15 protein-coding genes are annotated in these 22,568 nt (G+C 73.4%); 8 read left to right on the forward strand and 7 right to left on the reverse strand.

Features of this window, described 5'->3' with window-relative positions:
• Positions 1-52 precede the first annotated feature (52 nt).
• From ACWCPW_RS23425 to ACWCPW_RS23435, 3 genes are read right to left on the reverse strand one after another with little or no spacing between them, the layout of a single operon-like run.
• Positions 53-700, reverse strand: a complete 648-nt coding sequence (locus ACWCPW_RS23425) for a LutC/YkgG family protein (protein ID WP_449763557.1) — start codon at positions 698-700, stop codon at positions 53-55.
• Positions 697-2,193, reverse strand: a complete 1,497-nt coding sequence (locus ACWCPW_RS23430) for a lactate utilization protein B (protein ID WP_449763558.1) — start codon at positions 2,191-2,193, stop codon at positions 697-699. The genes ACWCPW_RS23425 and ACWCPW_RS23430 overlap by 4 nt, the downstream gene beginning before the upstream one ends.
• On the reverse strand, positions 2,190-3,002 hold the full coding sequence (locus tag ACWCPW_RS23435) for a (Fe-S)-binding protein (RefSeq protein ID WP_449763559.1): 813 nt from the start codon (positions 3,000-3,002) through the stop codon (positions 2,190-2,192). Before ACWCPW_RS23435 ends, ACWCPW_RS23430 begins: the two co-directional genes overlap by 4 nt.
• A gap of 175 nt (positions 3,003-3,177) precedes the next feature.
• On the opposite strand from ACWCPW_RS23435, the gene ACWCPW_RS23440 reads away from it, so the two are divergent.
• Genes ACWCPW_RS23440 through ACWCPW_RS23450 form a run of 3 tightly spaced genes read left to right on the forward strand, consistent with a single transcriptional unit; the run spans position 3,178 to position 7,990 of the window.
• Entirely contained in the window at positions 3,178-5,955 is a 2,778-nt protein-coding gene (locus ACWCPW_RS23440; protein WP_449763560.1) for an alpha/beta fold hydrolase, read from the forward strand.
• Entirely contained in the window at positions 5,955-6,851 is an 897-nt protein-coding gene (locus ACWCPW_RS23445; RefSeq protein ID WP_449763561.1) for an ABC transporter permease, read from the forward strand. The genes ACWCPW_RS23440 and ACWCPW_RS23445 overlap by 1 nt, the downstream gene beginning before the upstream one ends.
• Positions 6,848-7,990 (forward strand): damage-control phosphatase ARMT1 family protein, encoded by a 1,143-nt coding sequence (locus ACWCPW_RS23450; RefSeq protein WP_449763562.1) that lies wholly within the window; start codon positions 6,848-6,850, stop codon positions 7,988-7,990. The genes ACWCPW_RS23445 and ACWCPW_RS23450 overlap by 4 nt, the downstream gene beginning before the upstream one ends.
• 98 nt (positions 7,991-8,088) lie before the next feature.
• Here the strand turns inward: ACWCPW_RS23450 and ACWCPW_RS23455 are convergent, their stop codons facing one another.
• Positions 8,089-9,027, reverse strand: coding sequence for a hydrogen peroxide-inducible genes activator (locus ACWCPW_RS23455; RefSeq protein WP_395870393.1), 939 nt, complete (start codon positions 9,025-9,027; stop codon positions 8,089-8,091).
• 224 nt (positions 9,028-9,251) lie between these two features.
• Here ACWCPW_RS23455 and ACWCPW_RS23460 point away from each other — a divergent pair, with 224 nt between their 5' ends.
• Positions 9,252-11,243: a ricin-type beta-trefoil lectin domain protein gene (locus tag ACWCPW_RS23460; RefSeq protein WP_449763563.1), complete on the forward strand. Its 1,992-nt coding sequence runs from the start codon at positions 9,252-9,254 to the stop codon at positions 11,241-11,243.
• Between the two features lie 111 nt (positions 11,244-11,354).
• Here the strand turns inward: ACWCPW_RS23460 and ACWCPW_RS23465 are convergent, their stop codons facing one another.
• Both ACWCPW_RS23465 and pdxR read right to left on the reverse strand, forming a co-directional pair.
• A complete protein-coding gene (locus ACWCPW_RS23465) occupies positions 11,355-12,026 on the reverse strand; it encodes a DUF1707 SHOCT-like domain-containing protein (protein ID WP_449763564.1) in 672 nt (223 codons plus the stop codon).
• Between the two features lie 9 nt (positions 12,027-12,035).
• A complete protein-coding gene (pdxR, locus tag ACWCPW_RS23470; RefSeq protein WP_449763565.1) occupies positions 12,036-13,427 on the reverse strand; it encodes a MocR-like pyridoxine biosynthesis transcription factor PdxR in 1,392 nt (463 codons plus the stop codon).
• A 287-nt stretch (positions 13,428-13,714) separates the two neighbouring features.
• Here pdxR and ACWCPW_RS23475 point away from each other — a divergent pair, with 287 nt between their 5' ends.
• From ACWCPW_RS23475 to ACWCPW_RS23490, 4 genes are all read left to right on the forward strand, one after another.
• Positions 13,715-14,668: a DMT family transporter gene (locus tag ACWCPW_RS23475; protein WP_449763566.1), complete on the forward strand. Its 954-nt coding sequence runs from the start codon at positions 13,715-13,717 to the stop codon at positions 14,666-14,668.
• Positions 14,669-14,737: 69 nt separating this feature from the next.
• A complete protein-coding gene (locus tag ACWCPW_RS23480) occupies positions 14,738-16,396 on the forward strand; it encodes a fumarate hydratase (RefSeq protein ID WP_449763567.1) in 1,659 nt (552 codons plus the stop codon).
• A gap of 187 nt (positions 16,397-16,583) precedes the next feature.
• Positions 16,584-17,381 carry an ABC transporter ATP-binding protein gene (locus ACWCPW_RS23485; protein ID WP_449763568.1) on the forward strand — a complete coding sequence of 266 codons (798 nt, stop codon included), beginning with the start codon at positions 16,584-16,586 and terminating at the stop codon, positions 17,379-17,381.
• Positions 17,382-17,509: 128 nt separating this feature from the next.
• The gene (locus ACWCPW_RS23490; RefSeq protein WP_449763569.1) at positions 17,510-18,865 is read left to right on the forward strand and encodes an FtsX-like permease family protein; all 1,356 of its coding nucleotides are present in this window, start codon (positions 17,510-17,512) and stop codon (positions 18,863-18,865) included.
• A gap of 113 nt (positions 18,866-18,978) precedes the next feature.
• Here the strand turns inward: ACWCPW_RS23490 and ACWCPW_RS23495 are convergent, their stop codons facing one another.
• Positions 18,979-22,365: an AfsR/SARP family transcriptional regulator gene (locus tag ACWCPW_RS23495; protein ID WP_449763570.1), complete on the reverse strand. Its 3,387-nt coding sequence runs from the start codon at positions 22,363-22,365 to the stop codon at positions 18,979-18,981.
• Between the last annotated feature and the right edge of the window lie 203 nt (positions 22,366-22,568).

Here is a 22,568-nt window from a genome sequence, read left to right on the forward strand (position 1 = left end):
ACAACGGCTCGTCGGCCCGACCTTGTTCCTGACGGGGTGTCCCGACGGGTGGCTACCCGATCACCAGGACGTGCAACGTGCGCGGCCCGTGCACGCCCTCCACCCGCCGGAGTTCGATGTCGCTGGTCGCCGAAGGGCCGGAGATCCAGGTCTGCGGCCGGCGCGGGTCCAGCCGGGCGATCGCCTCCGGCACGGTGCCCACGATCTGGTCCGCGCGCACCACGCACAGGTGGTAGTCGGGCAGCAGGGTGAGCACCCGGCGACCCTGGTCCGGGCCGGTGTCCAGGACGATGGTGCCGGTCTCGGCGATGGCGAGCGCGCATCCGGTGGCCACCGCGTCGATCTCGCCGAGCGTGTCCCGACCGAGCTCGGGCGAATCCACCACCAGTTCCACGCCGAGCCGGGCCAGCCAGGAGAGCCGCCTCCCGCGGGGCACCACCAGCCGGGTCACGCCCGCCTGGCGCAGCAGTTCGCTCGCGCCCAGCAGCAGGTCGCGGGTGTCGTGCACGCGCAGCACGCGGGCCTCGTAGTCGGCGACCCGCTCGGCGAACCGGCCGACCACGTCCAGGCCCGCCGGACGCTCGCGCCGATACGCCCGACGCACCGGCGGCGGCTTGGGCCGGTCGTCCAGGGCGGTGCGCAACCGGTCCAGGATCACCGTACGGGCCTCGCGGTCCGCCTCGTATCGCTCCACCGTCATTCCTCCAGACCACCGTCGGTGCGCTTGTGCCAGGCCCGGAACGACTCGGGCGGCGGCGCGGGCGCGTCCCGTTCGGCGAACCACGCACCGACCGGGCCGGTGAACCGCTTCGGCAGCGGGACCCGACCGATCACCCCGTGCCTGGTGAACCGCGCGCCGACGCCGGCCACGTGCTGCGCGAAGCCGATCCGCCACGGCTTCTCGAAGGTCCACCGCACGGCCTTCATGCCGGCGTCCTCGGCCCGGTCGTGCGGACCGCGCCCGCCGTCCACAACCTGTGCACGAAGGTGCACGAGCACCTCGGGGATGTCGATCCGCACCGGACAGGCGTCGAAGCACGCGCCGCACAGCGAGGACGCGAACGGCAACGACGCGGTCTGCGCGTCCACCCGGTGCCTGGCGATCCCGCGCAACTGCGGGGTCAGGATCGCGCCGATCGGCCCGGGATACACCGAGCCGTACGCGTGCCCCCCGGTGCGCTCGTACACCGGGCACACGTTCAGGCAGGCCGAGCACCGGATGCAGCGCAGCGCCTGCCGACCCACCGGGTCGGCCAGCACGTCCGAGCGGCCGTTGTCGAGCAGGATCAGGTGGAAGTCCCGCGGCCCGTCGCCGGGCGTCACCCCGGTCCACATCGAGGTGTACGGGTTCATCCGCTCACCGGTCGAACTGCGCGGGAGCAGTTGCAGGAACACCTCCAGATCGCCCCACGTGGGCAACAACTTCTCCACACCCAGCACGGTGATCAGCGTCCGCGGCAGGGTCAGGCACATCCGCCCGTTGCCCTCCGACTCGACCACGCACACCGTGCCGGTGTCGGCGATCGCGAAGTTGCCGCCGGAGACCGCGACCTCGGCCCGCAGGAACTTCTCCCGCAGATGCCGGCGCGCGGCGGTGGCCAGCGCACCCGGCTCGTCGCTCAGCCGCTCGGGCGCGGGCCGGCCCACCCTGCCCATCTCGCGGACGAAGATCTCCCGGATCTCGGCCCGGTTGCGGTGGATCGCGGGCACCAGGAGGTGCGACGGCAGGTCCTCGCCGAGCTGCACGACGAGCTGGGCCAGGTCGGTCTCCCACGCGTGGATGCCCGCCTGGGCCAGCGCGTTGTTCAGCTCGATCTCCTCGGTGGCCATCGACTTGACCTTGACCACCTCGTCCACGCCCTTGGCCCGGACGATCTCCACCACGATCGCGTTGGCCTCGGCCGCGTCCCGGGCCCAGTGCACGACGCCGCCCGCCGCGCGGACCGACACCTCCAGACGTTCGAGGTGGGCGGGCAGCCGGGCCAGCACGTCGTCCTTGATCGCCTCGCCGGCACGCCGGAGCAGTTCCCAGTCCGGCAGTTCCGCCACCGCCTCGTCGCGCCGGGTCCGGATGGTGTGCGTGGCCTCGCGCAGGTTCGCCCGCTGCACGTCGTTCGCCAACTCGGCGCGCGCGGCCTCGGGGAAGGGCGGCATCCCGACGAACGTCGGTTCCCGGCGTACGGGCGCGGTCATCGCGTCACCTCCGGTCCCAGGGCCCGCGCCGCGTCGAACCCGGACTCGGTGCCCGACGGCCCGTACGGCGGCACGTCCGGCAGCGCCGCGGTGTGCGCCAGGATGTCCGCGAGGTGCAGTACCCGGATGCCCGCGTGTTGCCGCGAGGCGAGCCCGCCGATGTGGGTCAGGCACGAGTTGTCTCCCGCGCACAACACCTGGGCGCCCGATTCCAGCACGGCGGTCACCTTGTCGTCGCCCATCGCCGCCGAGGTTTCCGCGTTCTTGACCGCGAACGTGCCGCCGAACCCGCAACACTCGTCCGCCCGCGGCAGGTCCACCAGGGTCAGGCCGCGCACCGCGCGCAACAGCCGGGTCGGCCGGTCGCCCACCCGCAGCAGGCGCAGCGAGTGGCAGGTGGGGTGGTACGCGACGCTGTGCGGGAAGTAGGCGCCCACGTCGGTCACCCCGAGCACGTCGACCAGGAACTCGCTGAACTCGTACACCTTGGCCGCCACCCGCGTGGCGCCCGCCGGCAGCGTGCCGCCCGCCTCCCGGGCCACGCTCGCGTGGTACTCGCGCACCATCGCGGTGCACGACCCGGACGGCACGATCACCGCGTCGTAGCCCTCGAAGGCGTCCACGAAGGACCGCACCAGCGGCACCGCGTCCGCGCGGTACCCCGCGTTGAAGTGCATCTGCCCGCAGCACACCTGGCCGTACGGGAACTCCACCTCGTGTCCGAGGCGCCGCAGCACCCGGACCACGGACTTGCCGGTCTCCGGAAAGAGCGTGTCGTTGAAGCACGTGACGAAAAGGGCAAGGCGCACAATTGACCTCCGCGATCGACTGTACGGACGTCCCCCGGCGGGCGCCCGGCCAAAGCCGCCGCACGCGTCCGGTCGTGTGAACCCGAGGGCGCGGTGTGTCACGGCCGGGTCGGGGGGTTGTTCGACCGGGGGCCTTGTGCCCGACCTGCGAGGTCGCACCACGTAGGGTCGGCGCATGAGCCTCCGGACGGCATTCGGCCGCCCCTTCGCCGTCGCCCGTTCGCGGTTGACCACGCGTCGATCCCGTGTCCTGGCCGGTGTCCTCGCCCTGGTGGTGGTGATCATCGCGGTCGTGGGCGTCGGCACCCTCGTCGGGGACGACGCGGCGACACCGGTGCGCAGCAGCGAGCAGCGCCTGGACGTCGCCGCCGGGCCGGGCGATCCGGCCAGGATCGGCATCGACACGACCTTGTTCCTGCCGCCGGGAGTGCGCGAGCGCGCGCCCGCCGTGCTGCTCGCGCACGGATTCGGGGGCAGCAAGGCCGAGTTGCGCCGGGACGCGGAGGCGTTGGCCCGTTCGGGGTACGTGGTGCTGACCTACTCGGCGCGCGGCTTCGGCGCCTCGGCCGGGCAGATCATGCTGGACCAGCCGGACTACGAGGTGGCCGACGCACGGGCGCTGATCGACTGGCTGGCCGCCCGGCCCGAGGTGCGCCTGGACGGACCGGGCGACCCGCGGGTGGGCATCGCGGGCGCCTCCTACGGCGGCGCGCTCGCGCTGCTGGCCGCGGCCCACGACCCGCGGGTGGACGCGATCGCGCCGCAGATCACCTGGCACGACCTCGCCGGCGCGCTGTTGCCGAACGCGGCGGGCGGCGGGCCCGCCGACGGGGTGTTCAAGAAGATGTGGGCCGGGCTGTTCTTCTCGTCCGGGACCAGCCCGCTGGGCGGCCTGGCCCCGATGGACGCGAACACCGGCTGCGGGAGGTTCGCCGAGCGGGTGTGCGCCATCTACCGCGAGGTGGCCGTCGGCGGGAAGTCCACGCCGCAGGCCGTCGACCTGCTCCGCCGGGCCAGTCCGGCGTCCGTGGCGGACCGGATCGCGGTGCCCACGCTGCTGATCCAGGGCCAGAACGACTCGCTGTTCCCGCTCGACCAGGCCGACCGCAACGCCGCCGCGATCGCGCGCAACGGCGCGCCGGTGGAGATGGTGTGGACGGCCGGCGGGCACGACGGCGGGCGGCCGCAGAGCGCGATGGTGCACGATCGTGTCACCGGCTGGTTCGACCGGTGGCTGAAGCCGGCGCAGGCCGCGCCGAAGGCCGGTACGCCGACCGCCGCCGGGTCGTTTCGGGTGACCCGCTCGGGCGGCGTGGACAGCGCCACGCGTGAGCAACGGCTGCGGATCGCCGACACCGACCGCTATCCCGGCCTCGACGGCACCCGGCAGCGTGCGGTCGCGCTGGCCGGGCCGGAGCAGACCGTGGCCAATCCGCCGGGGGGTGCGCCGACCTCGGTGTCCGGGCTGCCCGGGCTCGGGGCGCTGGCCGGCGCCGGCAGCCTGGGCGCGCTCGCGTCGAGCGCGGGCGATCTGGGCGGGATCGCGTTCGACCTTCCGGGGCAGAGCGCGTTCTTCCAGAGCGATCGCTTCGACCAGAGCACCTGGATCACCGGCTCGCCGACGGCACGCGTACGGGTCTCGGGCGCGGACGACATCGTGTTGTTCGCCAAGCTCTACGACGTCGCGCCCAGCGGCGGCACCGTGCTGCCGCACCAGCTCGCGGCGCCGATCCGGGTGACCGGCGCCGCGGCCGGGCGGGATGTGGAGATCCGGCTGCCCGCGATCGACCACCAGGTCGACTCGGGTCACCGGTTGCGCCTGGTGCTCACCGCGACCGACCTGGGCTTCGCGTCGCCGAACGCGCCCGCGAACTACCGGGTCGCGCTCGCCGGTCCGCTGACCGTGCCGTCGGTGCCGCAACTGCACGTGGCCGCGACCGGCTACCCGTGGTGGACGTGGGGCCTGCCGCTGATCGCCGTACTCGTCGCGGGTGCGCTGTTGCTCACCGGGCGGCGGCGGGCCGTCGCCAAGGCCCCGGACCCGGCGTTGGCCGAGGTGCCGCTGCGGATCCACGGGCTGACCAAGCGCTACAAGGGCGGCAAGCTCGCCGTCGACGACCTGTCCTTCCACGTGGAGGCGGGCCAGGTGCTCGGCCTGCTCGGGCCCAACGGCGCGGGCAAGACCACGACGCTGCGGATGTTGATGGGGCTGATCCTTCCGGACGGCGGCGAGATAAGGATCTTCGGCCGGGTGGTCGTCCCCGGGGCGCCGGTGTTGTCCCGGCTCGGCTCGTTCGTCGAGGGTCCCGGCTTCCTGCCGCACCTGTCCGGGCGGGAGAACCTGTCGCTGTACTGGCGCGCCACCGGCCGCCCGCACGCCGACGCGCACTTCGACGAGGCGCTGGAGATCGCCGGTCTGGGCGAGGCGCTGGATCGCAATGTGCGCACCTATTCGCAGGGCATGCGGCAGCGGCTGGCGATCGCGCAGGCGATGCTCGGCCTGCCGGACCTGCTCGTGCTGGACGAACCCACCAACGGGCTCGATCCGCCGCAGATCCGGGCGATGCGCGACGTGCTGATCGGCTACGCGGCCACCGGCCGCACCGTGGTGGTCTCCAGCCACCTGCTGGCCGAGGTCGAACAGACCTGTACGCACGTCGTGGTGATGCACCGGGGCCGGCTGATCGCCTCCGGTCCGGTCGAGGAGATCGTCGGCAACGGCAACACGCTGGTGATCGGGACACCCGTCCCGGACCTGGCGATCGCGACGCTGAAGGATCTGCCGGGCGTCGGCTCGGTGGAGCCCGAGGAGGGTGGTGTGCTCGTGCATCTCGCGGGCGCGCAGGCCTCCGTCCTGGTGGCCGAACTGGTCGGCGCGGGCGTCGCGGTGGACCGGGTGACCGCGCGCCGCCGCCTGGAAGACGCGTTCCTGACGCTCATTGGGGAGTCCTGATGACCCGTACGCTCCCCGACCTGCCGACCGACGAGGGCGCGCACCCGGTCCCGGGCGCGGCGCACGCGCACGGTTACCGGCCTCGGCACACGCTGCCCGTGTGGGTGGAGACCGTGCGTCAATTCCGGCGCCGGCGCACGTTGTTCATGATCGGGCTGCTGCTCGCGCTGCCGTGGATCCTGGTCGCCGCGTTCAAGATCGGCGGCGATCCGTCGGCGGACGCGGTGCCCACGCTGGTGGACGTGGCTACCAAGAGCGCGCTCAACTTCACCGCGTTCACGCTGTTCGTCTCGACCGGCTTCCTGCTGGTCGTGGCGGTGGCCCTGTTCTGCGGCGACACCGTGGCCAGCGAGGCGAGTTGGTCCTCGCTGCGATATCTGCTGGCGGCGCCGGTGCCGCGGGCGCGGCTGCTGCGGGTCAAGCTGGTGGTCGCTCTGGGCTACAGCGTGCTGGCCCTGGTGCTGCTGCCGCTGATGGCGATGATCGCGGGCACGATCGCGTTCGGCTGGGGTCCGCTGGACCTGCCGGTGGGGGCCTCGCTGCCCACCGGCGAGGCGCTCGCGCGGATGTCGGTCGTGGTCGTGTACGGCGTGGTGGCGCAACTGGTGGTGATGGGCATCGCGTTCTGGCTGTCCACGGTCACCGACGCGCCGCTGGGCGCGGTGGGCGGCGCGGTCGGGCTGGTGGTGGTCTCCAACATCGTGGACGCGGTGACGGCGCTCGGCTCGTGGCGGGACTACCTGCCCACGCACTGGCAGTTCGCGTGGGTCGACGTGCTCCAGACCGACCCGCAATGGGACGGCATGATCAAGGGCGGCGCGGTCTCGGTCGCGTACGCGGTGGTCTTCCTGGCCCTGGCCTTCCGGCACTTCGGACGCAAGGACATCGTGTCGTGACGGCTGCTTCGACTCCGGTGATCACGGGCCGCGAGCCGGGATCGTTCGCGCGGTCGGTGCTCGCGGAGCGGCATCCGGCGCTGATCGCGCGGGTGCGGGAGGCGTTCCCCTGGCCGCCGGAGCGGGGGCGGGCGCTGGACGCGCTGCTCGACGAGATCACCGACGGGGTGATCACGCCGCTGGGGCCCGAAGCGCACGACGGTGGCATGTGGGATGCCGCCCACCTGGGCCGCTCGTGGTTCGACGTGCCGTTCCTGTGGGCGGAGAGCTACTTCTATCGCCGACTGCTCGCGGCGACGGGCTACTTCGAGGACGGGCCGTGGCGCGGGGTCGACCCGTTCGCGCCGTTCAAGCGCGACGAGTTGCGCGGCGAGGTGGTGGACGAGGAGTTGGCCGCGCTCGACGGCCCCGGCGCGGAGTCGGGCGACGCGCTCCTGCACGGCGCGTTGTGGGGGAACCGGGCCGACCTGGGCTTTCGCATCTCCTCCTCGGCCGACGACCGCGCCCGGTCGCCCCTGATCGCCGACGACGGCGGCCGGCTGTGGTCCCTGCTCCCGATCGGCGGCGCGGCCGAGGTGCACCTGATCGCGGACAACGCCGGCCGCGAGTTGATTCCGGACCTGGTGCTGCTCGACCACCTGTTGCACACGGGGCGGGCCGCCGAGGCCGTGCTCCACCTCAAGCCGCATCCGTACTTCGTCTCCGACGCCACCACCGCCGACTTCCTGGCCGCGCTGGACCGCCTGCGGACCGCACCCGGCCGCGCCCGCGAGATCGGCAGCCGCCTGTGGTCGGCGCTGGGCACCGGTCGACTCGCGGTGGGCGCCCACGCGTTCTTCTGCGCGCCTCTCCCGTATGACGCGATGCCCGACGACCTGCGCCGGGACCTTGCGAAGGCCACCGTCACCATCCTCAAGGGCGACCTCAACTACCGCCGCCTCGTGGGCGACCGGCTCTGGCCGGCCACCACGCCGTTCGCCGAGCGGGTCGCCCACTTCCCCGGCCCCACGGCCGCCCTGCGCACCCTCAAGTCGGACGTGGTGGTCGGCCTCGACACCGCCACGTCGACCGCCTTGGAAGCGAGCGGGCAGGCCTGGCGCACCAGCGGCACACATGCGCTGATCCAGGTGAGCGGCTGACGACCGAACCGTGACGCGACAGGCGGCCGGGACCCACGGTCGCGCGGACTCCTCGTCCCGCACCACCGCCGGAGCGCACCCACCCGCGCGCTGATCGTCTACCCCGCCACCACGCGCACCGGCAACCCGCCGACCGCGCGGCGCAGTGCGATCGCCAGGTCGGCGAACTCCTCGCCCCGTCCCGTGCTGGAGCGCATCACCAGGCCGATGGTGCGGTACGGGGCCGGCGCGGCGAACCGGGAGACGGCGAGCTGTGAGCCCGGCCGGGTCTCCACGTCGATCGCGGTCTGCGGCAGCAGGGTGACGCCCAGGCCGCCCGCGACCAACTGCACCAGGGTGGGCAGGCTCGCCGCGCGGGTCGCGCCCGCCTCGCCCGCGCCCACCTCGCGGCACACGTCCAGCGCCTGGTCGCGCAGGCAGTGGCCCTCGTCCAACAGCAGCACGTCCAGCCCGCGCAGCGCGGCCCGCGGCACGTCCGCGCGGTTCGCCAACTCGTGCCCCTCGGGCACGATCAGGGTGAAGTCCTCCTCGTAGAGCGGGATCTCCTCGACGCCCGAGATGCCCGAGGGCAGCGCGAGCAGCAGCAGGTCGAGCCGACCGCTGGTGAGGCCGTCCAGGAGCGAACCGGTCTGCTCCTCGTGCACGTACAACCGCAGGTCCGGATACTCCTCGCGGACCAGCCGCAGCAGCGCCGGCAGTACGTACGGCGCGACCGTGGGGATCACGCCCAGGTGCAGCGGCCCGGTGAACGGGCGTCGGGCGGACTCCGCCTCGTCGACCAGGTCGGCGAGCGCGTCCAGCACCCGCCGGGTGTGCCGCGCGACCCGCTCGCCGGCCGGCGTGAGCAGGACGCGGCGCGTGGTGCGCTCCACCAGTTGGGTGCCCAGCGCCTCCTCCAGCGCGGCGATCGCGCCCGAGAGCGCGGGCTGACTGGTGCCCACCGCGGCGGCGGCGTCCCGGAAGTGCAGGTAGTCGGCGACCGCGGAGAAGGCCCTGAGCTGCGACAACGTCGGCGTACGAGTGCTGATGGGAACCACCTGTGAAGTGCGTGCGAACGGCCGGTCCCGCCGTTCCTCCACGATAGGGCAACCGGTTCGACCGGCCCGGACCCGCGCCGGCGGCCCGCCGGCACGGGCGGGTTTGTCACCTACATGCCTTCATTTCCCCTCTACCCACCGGTAGCTTGCTCTCGCTCCACAGAGCCCAAGTCCCCTTTGGGTGGCTCGTGCGTGTTCCTTCCATGCCACGAAGGCGAGGGTGCATGTCCACATTCGAGCGTGTGCGCGACAAGGTCCTACCGGTGGCGCTGATGGCGACCCTGATGGGTCTCACCGGCGGCCTGACGGCGGGCGGATCGGCCGGCGCGGCGCCGGCGGCCCCGGTGGCCGCCGCGTTGTCCCCCCAACTGGAGGCGATCCGGCAGGCCGAGGCCCAGGCGCTGTACGGGAGCCCCGGGATCAAGCCGTTGGCCGAGCGCAAGACCTCGCTGATCTCGCTCGGCGACAGCGAGATCGCCGGCGAGGGTATCGGCGTGTACGAACCCGGCACCGACGGTCCGGACAACTGGTGCCATCGGTCGCCGGACGCGGCCATCCACCGGACCGGGATCCCGGCCGACGTGACGTACAACGTCGCGTGTTCGGGAGCGTCCACGGTCAACATCCGGATCGGCGGCACCAAGCAGTACGCCGACGAACTCGTGCAGTCGGACAGCCTGGCGATCAAGGCGCGCAACACGCGCGTACGGCTGATCCTGCTGGTGGCCGGCGCCAACGACGACATCCAGTTCGGCCCGACCATGACCGACTGCGTGACCAGGCGGGTGTTCTTCCAGGGCGAGTGCTACGGCACCTACCAGCCCGGCTGGCAGGCGCGGGCGGACGCGATGCGGCCCAAGGTCGAGCAGACCGTCCGCGATCTGAAGACCACCATGGCGGACGCCGGCTACCAGAGCGGCGACTACAAGCTGGTGCTGATGGGCTATCCCTCGCCGATCGCCCCGGACGTCGAGGACAACCCCGACTTCCCGGGCTGGTACCGCGGCGGTTGTGTGGGCTACCTGCGCGACGCGGCGTGGGGGCGGAACGAGGCGGTGCCGATCTTCGAGCGGGCCGAGCGGCAGGCCGCGGCGAACACCGGCGTGACCTACCTGGACAACTCGCGGCTGTTCCACGGCCACGAGGTCTGCACCGACAACACCTGGGCTCGCGGGCTGTGGTTCGCCGGCCCGGACATCTTCGACGAGAACACCACCCGGCAGAGCTTCCACCCCAACGACCGGGGCCACCTGGCCTTCGCGTCCTGCCTCACCCAGCTCTACAACTCCGGGTGGAACCAGGCGAGCTGCGCGGACTCGGCAAGCACGGGAGCGGTCACGCTGTACCAGGGCGTGCTCAGTGCCGACTTCCGGCAGTTGCGCAACGAGGGCACCGGATTGTGCGCCGACACGTACGGCTTCTCGTCGCGCAATTACACCCCGGTGAATCTGTGGCCCTGCCACGGCGGACGCAACCAGGGCTTCCGGTACGACGCCGCGAACCAGTCGCTGCACACCGAGCTCAGCCAGGACCGGTGTGTGGATCCGCTCGGTGGCGGCCGAACCTCCGGCACCGCGCTGGTGTTGTGGAACTGCAACGGCGGCGGCAACCAGCGCTTCGTCGAGGTCGCGGGCACGCTGCGACCCGCGGACACCCCGTCGTTGTGCGTCGCGGCGGCATCGGCGGCGGAAGCGACCCTGGGCGCCGCGCTCGTGCTGGCCGGATGCGACGGATCGGCGGGGCAGCGCTGGGTGAAGGAGCCCGCGCAGTCGGTGCGCTTCGCCGAACTCAAGGCCGGGGGCACCGCCAAGTGCCTGGACGTGGACGGCGGCACGATGACCGCCGGCCGGGCCGTGCTGGCCTGGGACTGCACCGGCAACGACAACCAGAAGTGGTGGCGCAACCCCGCCACGGGTCAGGTGCACAGCCTCAAGGACCCGGCGTTCTGCCTGGACAACCGTGGGGCCACGGCGGCGGGCGCGGGGGTGGGCATCTGGCGCTGCAACGAGGCCCAGGGCGTGTACCTGAACAACCTGCGCTTCGATGTGGACGCGGACGGCCGACTGGTCAGCCGGGTCTCCGGTCTGGCCGCGACCGCGCCGGCGGGCAACGGCGCGATCACCCAGCAGCCGGTCGGCACCTCGGCCGCGCAGCGCTGGACGGCGGGCGCCTCGGTGCCGCTGCCGTACACGGTGATCCCGTACGACGCCTACTGATCGCTGCTTTTGCGGCATCGCGGCATCGCGGCATCGCGAGATCGAGGGATCGCCGGATCGAGCACGCGGCCTCCGCCCGGAACGCGGGCGGGGGCCGCGGCACGTCGCGGGTCAGTCGGTGTCCTTGCGGAAGCGGTCGATCTCGCGCCGGGGTTCGCCGTCGCGCTCGCGAGCGCGCTGCTCCTTGCGGCGCTTCGCCTTGACCACCACGCCACCCATGATCGCCATGCCCTTGATCACCACGACCGGAGCGCGCGGGTCGTCGGTGTACTGCTCGTGCACCTCGAAGCCGCCCATGAAGCCGAATCCGTGGTCGCGGACCGTGACGCCCTCCGGGATCCGGATGTCGATGCCACCCCAGAGCGTGAAGACGTTGATCACCAACTCGGGTTCGTCGAACACCGCGTCGGTGAGGTCGATGTCCACACCGCCCATCACCGCGACCGCGTTCAGCTTCGCCCCCGCGCGCCAGCGGCCCTTGCGGGTGGAACTGCTCCAGAACGCGAACATGTTCGAGCGGGCCGGGCGCGGCGGCACCGAGTTGGCCGCCGCGGGCTCGTAGCCGACCGGGGCCGGTGCCGGGAGATCGGCGATCAGCGGTTCGAGCTGGCGCAGCGTCTTCGCGGCCAGCGCCGCGTCCACCCGCTCGGCGTGTTCGTCGGCGGTCAAGCGGCCTTCCGCGAGCGCGTCCCGCAGTACGTTCACGTAGCGGTCGCGGTCGGCGTCGGAGGCCCGCAGCTCGGGGGTGGGCGGCTGGGCGCGACGCTCTGGGCTGTTGTCCACGAGGTAAATCTAGCCCGGGGGTGCATTCGCCGGGAGTACGGAGCGGGCGAGCAGCCGGACCGCTTCGCGCAGGCGGTCGGGGGAGAGCCCGGCGTAACCGATGATCACGGCGGGCGGGCCGGGCGCGAACGCGCGCAGATCGGCCATCGGTTCCACCCGCACACCGTGCTCGCGGGCCCGGCGCACGGTGGCCGACTCGTCCGATCCGGGCGGGAGTTCGACGCACAGGTGGATGCCGGCGGAGATGCCGTGCACTCGCGCGGCCGGCAGGTGCTCGGCGACGGCCTCGGCCACCGCGTCGCGCCGGATCCGGTAGTGCGCGCGCATCGCCCGCAGGTGGCGCTCGTAGGCACCGGTGGCCAGCATCCGGACCAGGGTCAACTGGGGCAGCATGGCCGAGCCGAGGTCGGCGTTGGTCTTGAGGTCGTGGATCCACTCGATCAGCGGGGCCGGCAGCACCGCCCAGCCCAGTCGCATGCCCGGCGCGAGCGCCTTGCTGGTCGAGCCCAGGTGCACCACCCGGTCCGGGGCCAGCCCCTGGAGGCAACCGACCGGGTCGCGGTCGTAGCGGAACTCGGCGTCGTAGTCGTCCTCCACGATCAGCCCGTCGTGCGCGCGGGCCCACGCGACCAGGGCCGCGCGCCGGCGCGGGGACAACACCACGCCGGTGGGGTACTGGTGGGCCGGGGTGACCAGCACCGCGCGGGCACCGGTGCGGGCCAGCGCCTCGACGTCGATGCCCTCGGCGTCGGTGCGCGCGTACGCGACGGTCAGGCCGTGGGTGGTGAAGATGCCGCGCTGGCGGTCGCTGGAGGGGTCCTCCACCGCGAGCACGTCCCGGCCGAGCCGGCGCAGTGCCTGGGAGACCAGGGACAGGCCCTGGGCCACGCCGTTGACCACCACGATGTGCTCGGGCCGGGCCTGCGCGGCGCGTACCCGACCCAGGTAGTCGGCCAACGCGGCGCGCAACTCGCCCGCGCCGGACGGGCCGGGGTAGTCGAACGCGGTGTGCGGGGCGGTGTGCAGCACGTGCCGGGTCGCGGCCGACCACGCCGCGCGCGGAAACGCGGACAGGTCGGGGACGCCGGGCTTGAGATCGTGGGTGATCGGGATCGCCGGGCCCGCGTCGCCCGCGTCCGCCGGTTGCGGCGCCGTGCACGCCGAGGTGACCCGGGTGCCCGACCCGTGCCGCGAGGTCAGATAGCCCTCGGCGACCAGTTGCTCGTACGCCTCGACCACCATGCCCCGGGAGACGCCCAGGCTCTCCGCCAGCGCCCGGGTGGACGGCATCCGGAAGCCGGCCGGAAGTCGACCCGAGCGGATCGCGGTGCGCAGGCCCGTCTGCACCTGGGCGCCGAGCCGGCCGGCCGATCGGTCGAGGTGGACGAGGAGTTCGCGCACTGGGGATACCTGCCCCTCGGGGTTCGCCGGGTCGGATCGTGTCGGCGAGGTTCGGTTCCGGCTCGGTTCGGTCGGTTCGGTCGGCTCGGCTCGGTTCGGTCGGTTCGGTTCGGTTCGGTTCGGTTCGGTTCGGTTCGGTTCGGTTCGGCAGTCTCGCGGAATGTCCGGGGCGGGTCGGACGTCGGGGCCGGCTCCGGTTGGTCCGTCGGCGATCCGGAATTGGTCCGGTTTCTCGACCCGGAAGTGGCTCTGCCGGGGAATCCACCCGCTTCCTAACGTTACGTCACATGAAGTCATCCGCGATGTCCCCCCGCTCGATCGGCCTGGTCTGCGCGGCCTCCGCACAGGGCTTGATCGGGGCCGCCGCCGGGGTCTCCGCCGTGTTGGCGGACTATCCCGTGACCGGCGGTCAGATGCTCCGCTACGCGGTGGCCGCGCTCGTGCTGTTCGCGGTGCTGCGGCTGCGCCGGATCCCGCTGTTGCGCCCGACCCGGCGTGAGCTGGTCCGGCTGGGGCTGCTCTCGTTGTGCGGGCAGACCCTGTTCAACCTGTTCCTGTTCGCCGCGCTGGACCGGGCGGATCCGGCCACGGTGGGCAGCATCCTGGGCGCCACACCACTGCTGCTGGTACTGGCCGCGCCGCTGTCGGGCGGGCGGCGGCCGAGCCGGTCGGTGCTGGTCGCCTCGATCGTGGTGGTCGCGGGGGCGGCGGTGGTGCAGGGGTTCGGCGGCGGGACGGCGGCGGGCCTGGTCTTCGCCTGCGGGGTGGCGCTGTGCGAGATGGGCTTCACGCTGATCGCGGTGCCGCTGCTGCCCCGGCTGGGGGCCTGGCGAATCGCCGCCTACGCGACCGCGATGGCGATTCCGCAGATGCTCGTGGTCGGGATGTTCACCGACGGGAGCGAGCTGATCCGGATGCCGTCGGGGACCGAGCTCGCCGCGCTGCTCTACCTCGCGCTGCCGCTCACCGCCGGCGCGTTCCTGCTGTGGTACTCGGCACTGGCCCGGATCGAGCCGGAGCGGGCCGGGCTGTTCATGGGCCTGGTGCCGGTGACGGCGGCGCTGTCCGGCCTGGCCCTGGGCACCGGCGCGCCCACCTGGGCACAGTTCGGCGGTGCGCTGCTGGTCGGCGTGGGCGTGGTCCTGGGCATGCGTGCCGAACGCGGCGGCACGGAGCCCGAAACCGGCCCGGTCCGGGAGCCGGCCGCGCGATTCCCGCTGCCGGCGACCTCGAAGCCGTGACCGGTTCGGGGCCGCTCTACCCTGGACGAGGCCCCGTACCGGATGAGCACCGCATGAGTGAGGATCACGATGCCCGCCCCTGAGAACACCTTCAGCGCCTACACGGATCTGCTGCCGCTGGGGCAGGACACCACGCCGTACCGGCTGCTGACCGCCGATGGCGTGTCCACGTTCGAGGCGGGTGGGCGCCGGTTCCTCAATGTCGACCCCGAGGCGATGACGCTGCTCGCCCGGACCGCGATGCGGGACATCTCGCACCTGCTGCGGCCCGGGCACCTGGCCCAGGTCGCGCGGATCCTGGAGGACCCCGAGGCGTCGGCCAACGACCGCTTCGTCGCGCTCGACCTGCTCAAGAACGCCAACATCGCGGCCGGCGGCGTGCTGCCGATGTGTCAGGACACCGGCACCGCGATCGTGATGGGCAAGCGCGGCCAGCACGTGCTCACCGACGGGCGGGACGAGGAGCACCTGTCCCGCGGCATCTCCAACGCGTACACCGAGCTGAACCTGCGCTACTCGCAGATGGCCCCGCTGACCATGTGGGACGAGAAGAACACCGGCAACAACCTGCCCGCCCAGATCGAGCTGTACGCGACGCCCGGCGAGGCGTACAAGTTCCTGTTCATGGCCAAGGGCGGCGGCAGCGCCAACAAGTCGTACCTGTACCAGGAGACCAAGGCCGTCCTGAACCCGCAGAGCATGCTGCGCTTCCTGGACGAGAAGATCCGCTCGCTGGGCACCGCGGCCTGCCCGCCGTACCACCTGGCGATCGTGGTCGGCGGCACCAGCGCCGAGCACGCGCTCAAGACCGCGAAGTACGCCTCCACCCGCTACCTCGACACGCTGCCCGGCCAGGGCTCGGCGCTGGGCCACGGCTTCCGCGACGTCGAGTTCGAGGCCGAGGTGTTGAAGCTGACCCAGCAGATGGGCATCGGCGCGCAGTTCGGCGGCAAGTACTTCTGCCACGACGTGCGGGTGATCCGGCTGCCCCGGCACGGCGCGTCCTGCCCGGTGGCGATCGCGGTGTCCTGCTCGGCCGACCGTCAGGCGCTGGCCAAGATCACCGCCGAGGGCGTGTTCCTGGAGGAGCTGGAGACCGACCCGGCCAAGTACCTCCCGGACACCACGCACGAGGACCTGGACGACACCGTCGTGCAGATCGACCTCAACCGGCCGATGAGCGAGATCCGCGCCGAGCTGTCCAAGTACCCGGTCAAGACCCGGCTGTCGCTGACCGGCCCGGTCGTCGTCGCGCGCGACATCGCGCACGCGAAGATCAAGGAACTGCTCGACGCGGGTCAGCCGATGCCGCAGTACCTGCGCGACCACGCGGTGTACTACGCGGGCCCGGCCAAGACCCCCGAGGGCTACGCGTCGGGCTCGTTCGGCCCGACCACGGCAGGCCGGATGGACTCCTACGTCGAGCAGTTCCAGGCGGCGGGCGGCTCGTTCGTGATGCTGGCCAAGGGCAACCGCAGCAAGCAGGTCACCGACGCGTGCAAGACGCACGGCGGCTTCTACCTCGGCTCGATCGGCGGCCCGGCGGCGCGGCTGGCGCAGGACTGCATCAAGAAGGTCGAGGTGCTGGAGTACCCGGAACTGGGCATGGAGGCGGTCTGGAAGATCGAGGTCGAGGACTTCCCGGCCTTCATCGTGGTCGACGACAAGGGCCAGGACTTCTTCGCCGACGTCACCACGCCGACCTTCCAGATCAACAAGCGCGGGTGAGCCGATCGGCCCGGGGGCGCTCGTCCCCGGGCCGATCCGCAGCGCGCTCACGCGGTGCCGGACGCGCCGCGGAGCGCGGCGGCGAGCCGGACCGCCCGGCGCGACCCGGCGCGGCTGCCGGCGGCCGGTGCCGCACGGTCAGCGCACGGTGCTCGGGCTGCCGGCGGGCCCGGCCACAGTCGTGGACATGACGACGACACACGTACCCGCGGACACCGCCGGCCACCTCGACAGCGCCGCCGACCCGTCCCGAACGGCCCTGCGCCTGACCGACGTTCGCAAGACCTACGGCACCGGGGACAACCTGGTGACCGCGCTCGACGGGGTCTGTCTCGCACTGCCGGCCGGCACCTTCACCGCGGTGATGGGCCCGTCCGGCTCCGGCAAGAGCACGCTGCTCCAGTGCGCCGCGGGCCTGGACCTGCCGGACACCGGCACGGTGCACGTGGACGGCGAGCCGCTCGCCCGGGGCGGCGAGGCCGCGCTGACGAAGTTCCGGCGCGAGCGGATCGGCTTCGTCTTCCAGCAGTTCAACCTGCTGCCCACGCTGACCGTGCTGGAGAACACCGTGCTGCCGCTGAGACTGGCCGGGCGGCGGGTGGACCGGGCCGCGGCGATCGCGGTACTGACCCGGATCGGCCTGGGCGGGCGATTGCACCACCTGCCCGCGCAGCTCTCCGGCGGCCAGCAGCAGCGGGTGGCGATCGCCCGGGCCCTGGTGACCCGGCCCAAGGTGGTGTTCGCGGACGAGCCGACCGGATCGCTGGACACCCGCAGCGCGCGGGACGTGCTCGGGCTGCTCCAGGAGGCGGTGACCGGGCACGGACAAACGCTCGTGATGGTCACCCACGACCCGGTGGCCGCCGCCTACGCGGACTCGGTGCTGTTCCTGGCCGACGGGCGGATCGTCGGCCGACTGCCGCAGCCCACCGCCGACGCGGTGGCCGCGCGGATGACCCGACTGGCGGACCGGGCCGCGGGCTGAGGCTCCGGCCCGCCCCGCCCGTCGTGTCCCGCCCGTCCGATCCCGTCTTTCCTGCCTCGCCGTCCCGTTCCGCCGTCCTGTTTCTCCCGGGCGCGCCGCGCGTCGACCGTTCCGAAAGGTCCCCGATCATGTTTCAGCTCGCCTGGCGCTCGTTGCGCCAACGCTCCGGCGCCTTCGCCGCGAGCTTCCTCGCGATGTTCCTCGGCGCGGCGATCCTGATGAGCTTCGCCTCGATGCTGGATACCGCGCGCGGACCGGGTGTCGACGCCGCGAGCGAGGAGACGTTGTCCAACATGGGCACCATCGTCGGCGGCTGGGGGCTGCTGCTCGTGGTGTTCGCGGTCACCTCGACGCTGACCATGGCGGTCCGGCAACGGGCCGCGGAGACCGCGCTGCTCAAGAGCGTCGGCGCCACCCCCGCGCAGATCGGCCGGATGATCGTCGGCGAGACGCTCGTGCTCGCGGTCCTGGCCGCGACGCTGGCGGCACCGGTCGGCGCGCTCGGCGGCGGCACGTTGTTGTCCCTGCTGCGCGACACCGACCAGGTCGCGGGCGGCGTGGACTACGCCTTCGGCGGCACGGCGCTGGGCATGGGATACGGGATCACCGTGGTGGCCTCGGTGTTCGCCGCGCTGTTGACCACCCGACGGGCCACCCGGGTGCGGGTCGCCGCGGCGACCACCGACGCCCGGGTCGACGACGGGCGGATGGGCCGGGCCCGGATCGTCACCGGCACGCTGGCCCTCGTGGTGTCGGTGTCGCTCGCGCTGACCACCGTGACGGTGATGCACGGCAAGGGCAGCGACGCGATGCAGAGCGCCGGTTCGGCCTCGATCTTCGCCTCGATCGCCCTCGCGCTGTTCGCACCCTGGCTGATCCGGCGGATCACCGCGCTGATCGCCGGACCGCTGGAGCGCCGGGGTGTGGTGGGCCACCTGGTGGTCACCAACCTGCGGCGACGCGGCACGCAGTTCGCCGGCGCGCTGGCGCCGATCATCCTGTTCGTCGGGATCGGTACGGGGACGTTCGCCCTGGTCGACATCGACAACGCCGCGCTGGCGACCGAGGGACTGGCCAAGACCAACGAACAGCGCAACATCGAGACGCTCAACTTCGTCGTGGTCGGCATGATCGTGCTCTTCGCCTGCATCCTGCTGATCAACGCGCTGGTCGCGACCGTGAAGCACCGCCGCCGCGAGTTCGGCCAGGCCCGGCTCGCCGGTGCGGACCGGCGCCAACTGCTGGCCGTCGTCGCGGTCGAGGGCGCGGTGCTGACCGTGGCCGGCGTCGGCCTGGGCATCCTGGCCGGTCTGGCCACCATCGTGCCGTTCAACTACGCCCGGACCGACACCCTGCTGCCGACCGTCGCGCCCTGGATCTGGCCCGTGTTCGCACTGGTCGCGGGGGCGGTCACGGTGTCGGCCGCGGTCGGTACGGCGCGCCGCACGATGCGCGGCCGGGCGATGGAGGCGATCGCCGGCTGAGCGGGCGCGCGCGGTCGGGACGGACGCGGTGGGGTCCCGGCGCGGCCGGGGCGGGGGACGTACGGCGGGGACGGTCGCGCGGGCGACCGTCCCCGCTTCGCCGTTCGGCGGCGTCAACCGTGCGCGCGAACCGCCGCCACCGCCTCGTCCCGGTCGAGCGCGGCGCCACGGGCACGGGCGTCCGCGAACCCCGGATCGGTCACCGCCGCCCGGATCGCCGCCTCGGTGGCGGACGCGTCGACATCCACCCGGTTCCCGCCGCGCAGCACGCTCGCCGCGCCCAGCAGCAGGCCGGCCCGCGCGCCGTCCCCGACCAGTGCCGCCGTCTCGGCCAGCCCGAGCACCGCCGCCGCAGCCGCCGCCGCGGTGAACGACGGGGTGAGCGCGGCCTCCAGAGCCGCGACCTGACGCTCGCGCGCGGTCGCCGTGTCGCCCTCCGCCGCGGCGATCCGACCCAGGCCGCCCAACGCGCGCGACCGCGTCTCCAGGTACCACGCAGGTGCCTGGGCATCGCCGTACAGGGCCTGCCGGTACAGCCGGGTCGCCGCCGCCGGGTCCCCGGTCAGCCGGGCCACGTCGCCCTGACCGCGCAGCGCCACCCGGACCTTCACGGGTGCCCCGGCGCGGCGGGCGAGTTCCTCGGCCCGGGCGTACTCCCGCCGGGCCGGCTCGAGTCGGCCGGCGCGCAGGTCCAGGTCGGCCCGACAGTTGAGGAAGTCCACCAGGTCCTCGGTCGAACCCAGGTCGGCGGCCAGTTCGACGGCCTCGTCGATCAGTGCCGCGGCGCCGGCCGGATCACCGTGCCAGTCGGCGAGCTGGGCCAGCGGTTCGAGCACGTTGGCCAGTCCCCATCGGTCGCCCAGCGCGCGGAACAGGTCGGCCGCCTCGGTCAGCGGTTCGCCCGCCGCCTCGGTGTTCCCGACGAACAGCGCGGAATAGCCGGTGCCCAGCAGCCCGACCGCCTTCGCCCACGGGCTGTCGGCGGCCTGCGCCGCGTGTGCGTCCGGATCGGCCCGATCCGGACCGCCGACCAGGGCCCACTGCACCATCAGCGCGGGATGGCGCAGCGGGCGGCGGATCCCGGACATGATCGCGGCGGCCCGGTCCAGCGCCGCCTCGACCACCGCGCCGTTGCCGGCCGCGGGGGCCGCCGCCGCGTTCAGCACACACAGGAGGTACTCCTCGTCGAGGTCGGCCGCGACGGCCGGTTCCCCGGCGAGACCCGAACCGATGCCCGGGTCGAACCCTGGGCCGACGCCCGGGTCGAACCCTGGGCCGACGCCCGGGTCGGACCCCGAACCGACGCCCGAGGCGGTCGCCCGCTCGATCCCGGACCCGTCGGGCGCCCGCAGGCCCACCGCGACCGCCAGGTCCGCCGCCCCGCCCCGCAGGCGCGCCGTCAACGCCTCGAACAGCTCGGTGGACCGCGCCGAACTCGCGCCGCGCCGGCCGCCCAGCCACCACGACCACGAGAGCGCCGCGTGCAGCCGCAGCGCGAGCCGCAGGTCGGTGCGGATCGCCCAGCGCAACGCCGCGTCGGTGTTGGCGTGTTCGGCGGTCAGCCGGCGCAGCAGCGCGAGCTGACCGGGTCCGCGCAGCCCCGCGTCGGCCTCGCCGGCCAGCGCCAGGAAGTAGTCCGCGTGCGCACGCCGGATCCGCTCCTCCTCGCCCGCCTCGGCCAGCCGCGCGGCGCCGAACGCGCGGATCGTCTCCAACATCCGGAATCGGCCGCCGTCCCCGTCCGCGAGGGTGACCAGCGACTTCTCGGTGAGTCCGGCCAGCAGGTCGTCCGCCTCGTCCTCGGACCCGCCGCACACCGCGGCGACCGCGGCCAGGGTGGCGCCGCCGGTGAACACGGTGAACCGGCGGGCCAGCGCGCGCTCGTCCGGATCGAGCAGATCCCAGCTCCACTCGACCACCGCGTGCAGCGTGCGATGCCTGGGCGCGGCCGTACGGCTGCCGCGCGAGAGCAGCCGGAACCGGTCGTCCAGGCGCGCGGCGACCTCGGTCAGCGGGAGGGTGCGCAGGCGGGCCGCGGCGAGTTCGATGGCGAGCGGCAGGCCGTCCAGCGCGGCGCAGATCCGCGCGACCTCGGGCGCGGTCTCCGCGGTGACCGCGAAACCGGGCCGTACGGCGGCGGCCCGGGCGGCGAACAGTTCGATCGCCGGGGCGGCGCGCAGCGCGTCCAGATCGGCGTCCGGGTCGGGCAGCGCCAACTCCGGTACCGGGCACAACACCTCGCCGGTGATGCCCAACGGTTCCCGTCCGGTGGCCAGGATCCGCACGTCGGGACACTCGTCGAGCACCCGGTGGGCGAGTTCGGCCGCGGCGCCCACGACGTGCTCGCAGTTGTCCAGGATCAGCAGCAGCCGGTGGCCGGCGAGTACCGAGACGATCCGCGCGCCGGGATCGCCCTCGGCGGCCGACGCGGTCACGCCGCCGGCCTCGCGGATGCCCAGCGCGCTCGCCACCACGTGCACCAGTGCCGCGTCGTCGGCGGCCCGGGTCAGATCCACGAAGCACACGTCGTCCGCCGTGCGGGCGGCGGCCTCGATCGCCAGTCGGGTCTTGCCCGCGCCGCCGGGCCCGGTCAGGGTGAGCAGCCGCGCCGCGGTTCCCGACCCGGTCAGCCGGGCGAGTTCCGCCTCCCGGCCGACGAAGCCGGTCAGCCGGCCCGGCGGCGGGGTGAACACCGGTCCGGGCAGGTCCGGTTCCGGTGCCTGTGGGGGCGCGCTCGGCGCACCGGGGCCGCGCGGGGCCGGAATCTCGCCGCGCAGCACGGCGACGTGTACGGCGGCCAGCTCGGGGGAGGGGTCGGCGCCGAGTTCGTCCGCGAGCACCCGACGCAGGTCCTCGTACACCTCCAGCGCCTCGGCCTGGCGGCCGGTGCCGTGCAGCGCGCGCATCAGCAGCCCGCGCGGACGCTCCCGCAGCGGATGCGCCTCGACCAGCACGTGCAACTCCGGGACCACCCCGCGCAGTGCGCCGATCGCGATCTCGGCCTCGAGGTGATCCTCGGTCGCGGCCACCCGAAGCTCCTCCAGGCGGGTGGCCCGCGCCCCGGCGAACGGCACGTCCGCCAGCGCCGGCCCCCGCCACAGCCCGATCGCCTCGCCCAGCAGCGCGGCGGCGGACGCGTGCTCACCCGCCGCCAGCGCCGCCCGCCCGGCCCGCACCAGTCGTTCGAAGCGATGCGCGTCCACCGCCTCCGGATCCACCGCGACGCGATAGCCGGTCGCGTGGAACTCGACGAGTTCGCCGCTGCCGCCGTGGGCCCGCAGCCCGCGCCGCAGGCGGGAGACGTGCGACTGCAACGCGTTCGCGGCGCCCGCGGGCGGGTCCTCGCCGTAGAGCCCGTCGATCAGTCGTTCGGTGGGCACGATGTGCCCCGCGTCCAGGAGCAACAGCGCGAGCAGCGCCCGCGCTCCCGGTCCGCCGGCGGCGATCGGGCTCCCGTCGGGGAGTCGAACCTCAACGGGTCCCAGGATGCCGAAGATCATGCCGCGATTATCGCTGCCCGGGATCGCGGCGGCGGGTCGTCGGTCAGGTCGGTGTGCGGCCCGGGAGCGCGTGCCGCGGAGCGTGTCGTTCCGTGGATGTCCTTGACGTTTCCTTGTGGTTACTTGTCGTCGCGTTGTCGCGCCGGCGCGCATGGGGCGGTTCGCCCCGGGTAGGCGACTGACACACCCGACCCGAGGAGAGC

The sequence above is a fragment of the Embleya sp. NPDC001921 genome (assembly GCF_053594475.1).

Bases quoted from the DNA above. Each gene is read 5' to 3' on its own strand.
- ACWCPW_RS23495 (WP_449763570.1), bottom strand. From the start codon at position 22,365: ATGATCTTCGGCATCCTGGGACCCGTTGAGGTTCGACTCCCCGACGGG.
- ACWCPW_RS23490 (WP_449763569.1), top strand. From the start codon at position 17,510: ATGTTTCAGCTCGCCTGGCGCTCGTTGCGCCAACGCTCCGGCGCCTTC.
- ACWCPW_RS23445 (WP_449763561.1), top strand. From the start codon at position 5,955: ATGACCCGTACGCTCCCCGACCTGCCGACCGACGAGGGCGCGCACCCG.
- ACWCPW_RS23460 (WP_449763563.1), top strand. From the start codon at position 9,252: ATGTCCACATTCGAGCGTGTGCGCGACAAGGTCCTACCGGTGGCGCTG.
- ACWCPW_RS23425 (WP_449763557.1), bottom strand. From the start codon at position 700: ATGACGGTGGAGCGATACGAGGCGGACCGCGAGGCCCGTACGGTGATC.
- ACWCPW_RS23475 (WP_449763566.1), top strand. From the start codon at position 13,715: ATGAAGTCATCCGCGATGTCCCCCCGCTCGATCGGCCTGGTCTGCGCG.
- ACWCPW_RS23430 (WP_449763558.1), bottom strand. From the start codon at position 2,193: ATGACCGCGCCCGTACGCCGGGAACCGACGTTCGTCGGGATGCCGCCC.
- ACWCPW_RS23485 (WP_449763568.1), top strand. From the start codon at position 16,584: ATGACGACGACACACGTACCCGCGGACACCGCCGGCCACCTCGACAGC.
- ACWCPW_RS23480 (WP_449763567.1), top strand. From the start codon at position 14,738: ATGCCCGCCCCTGAGAACACCTTCAGCGCCTACACGGATCTGCTGCCG.
- ACWCPW_RS23440 (WP_449763560.1), top strand. From the start codon at position 3,178: ATGAGCCTCCGGACGGCATTCGGCCGCCCCTTCGCCGTCGCCCGTTCG.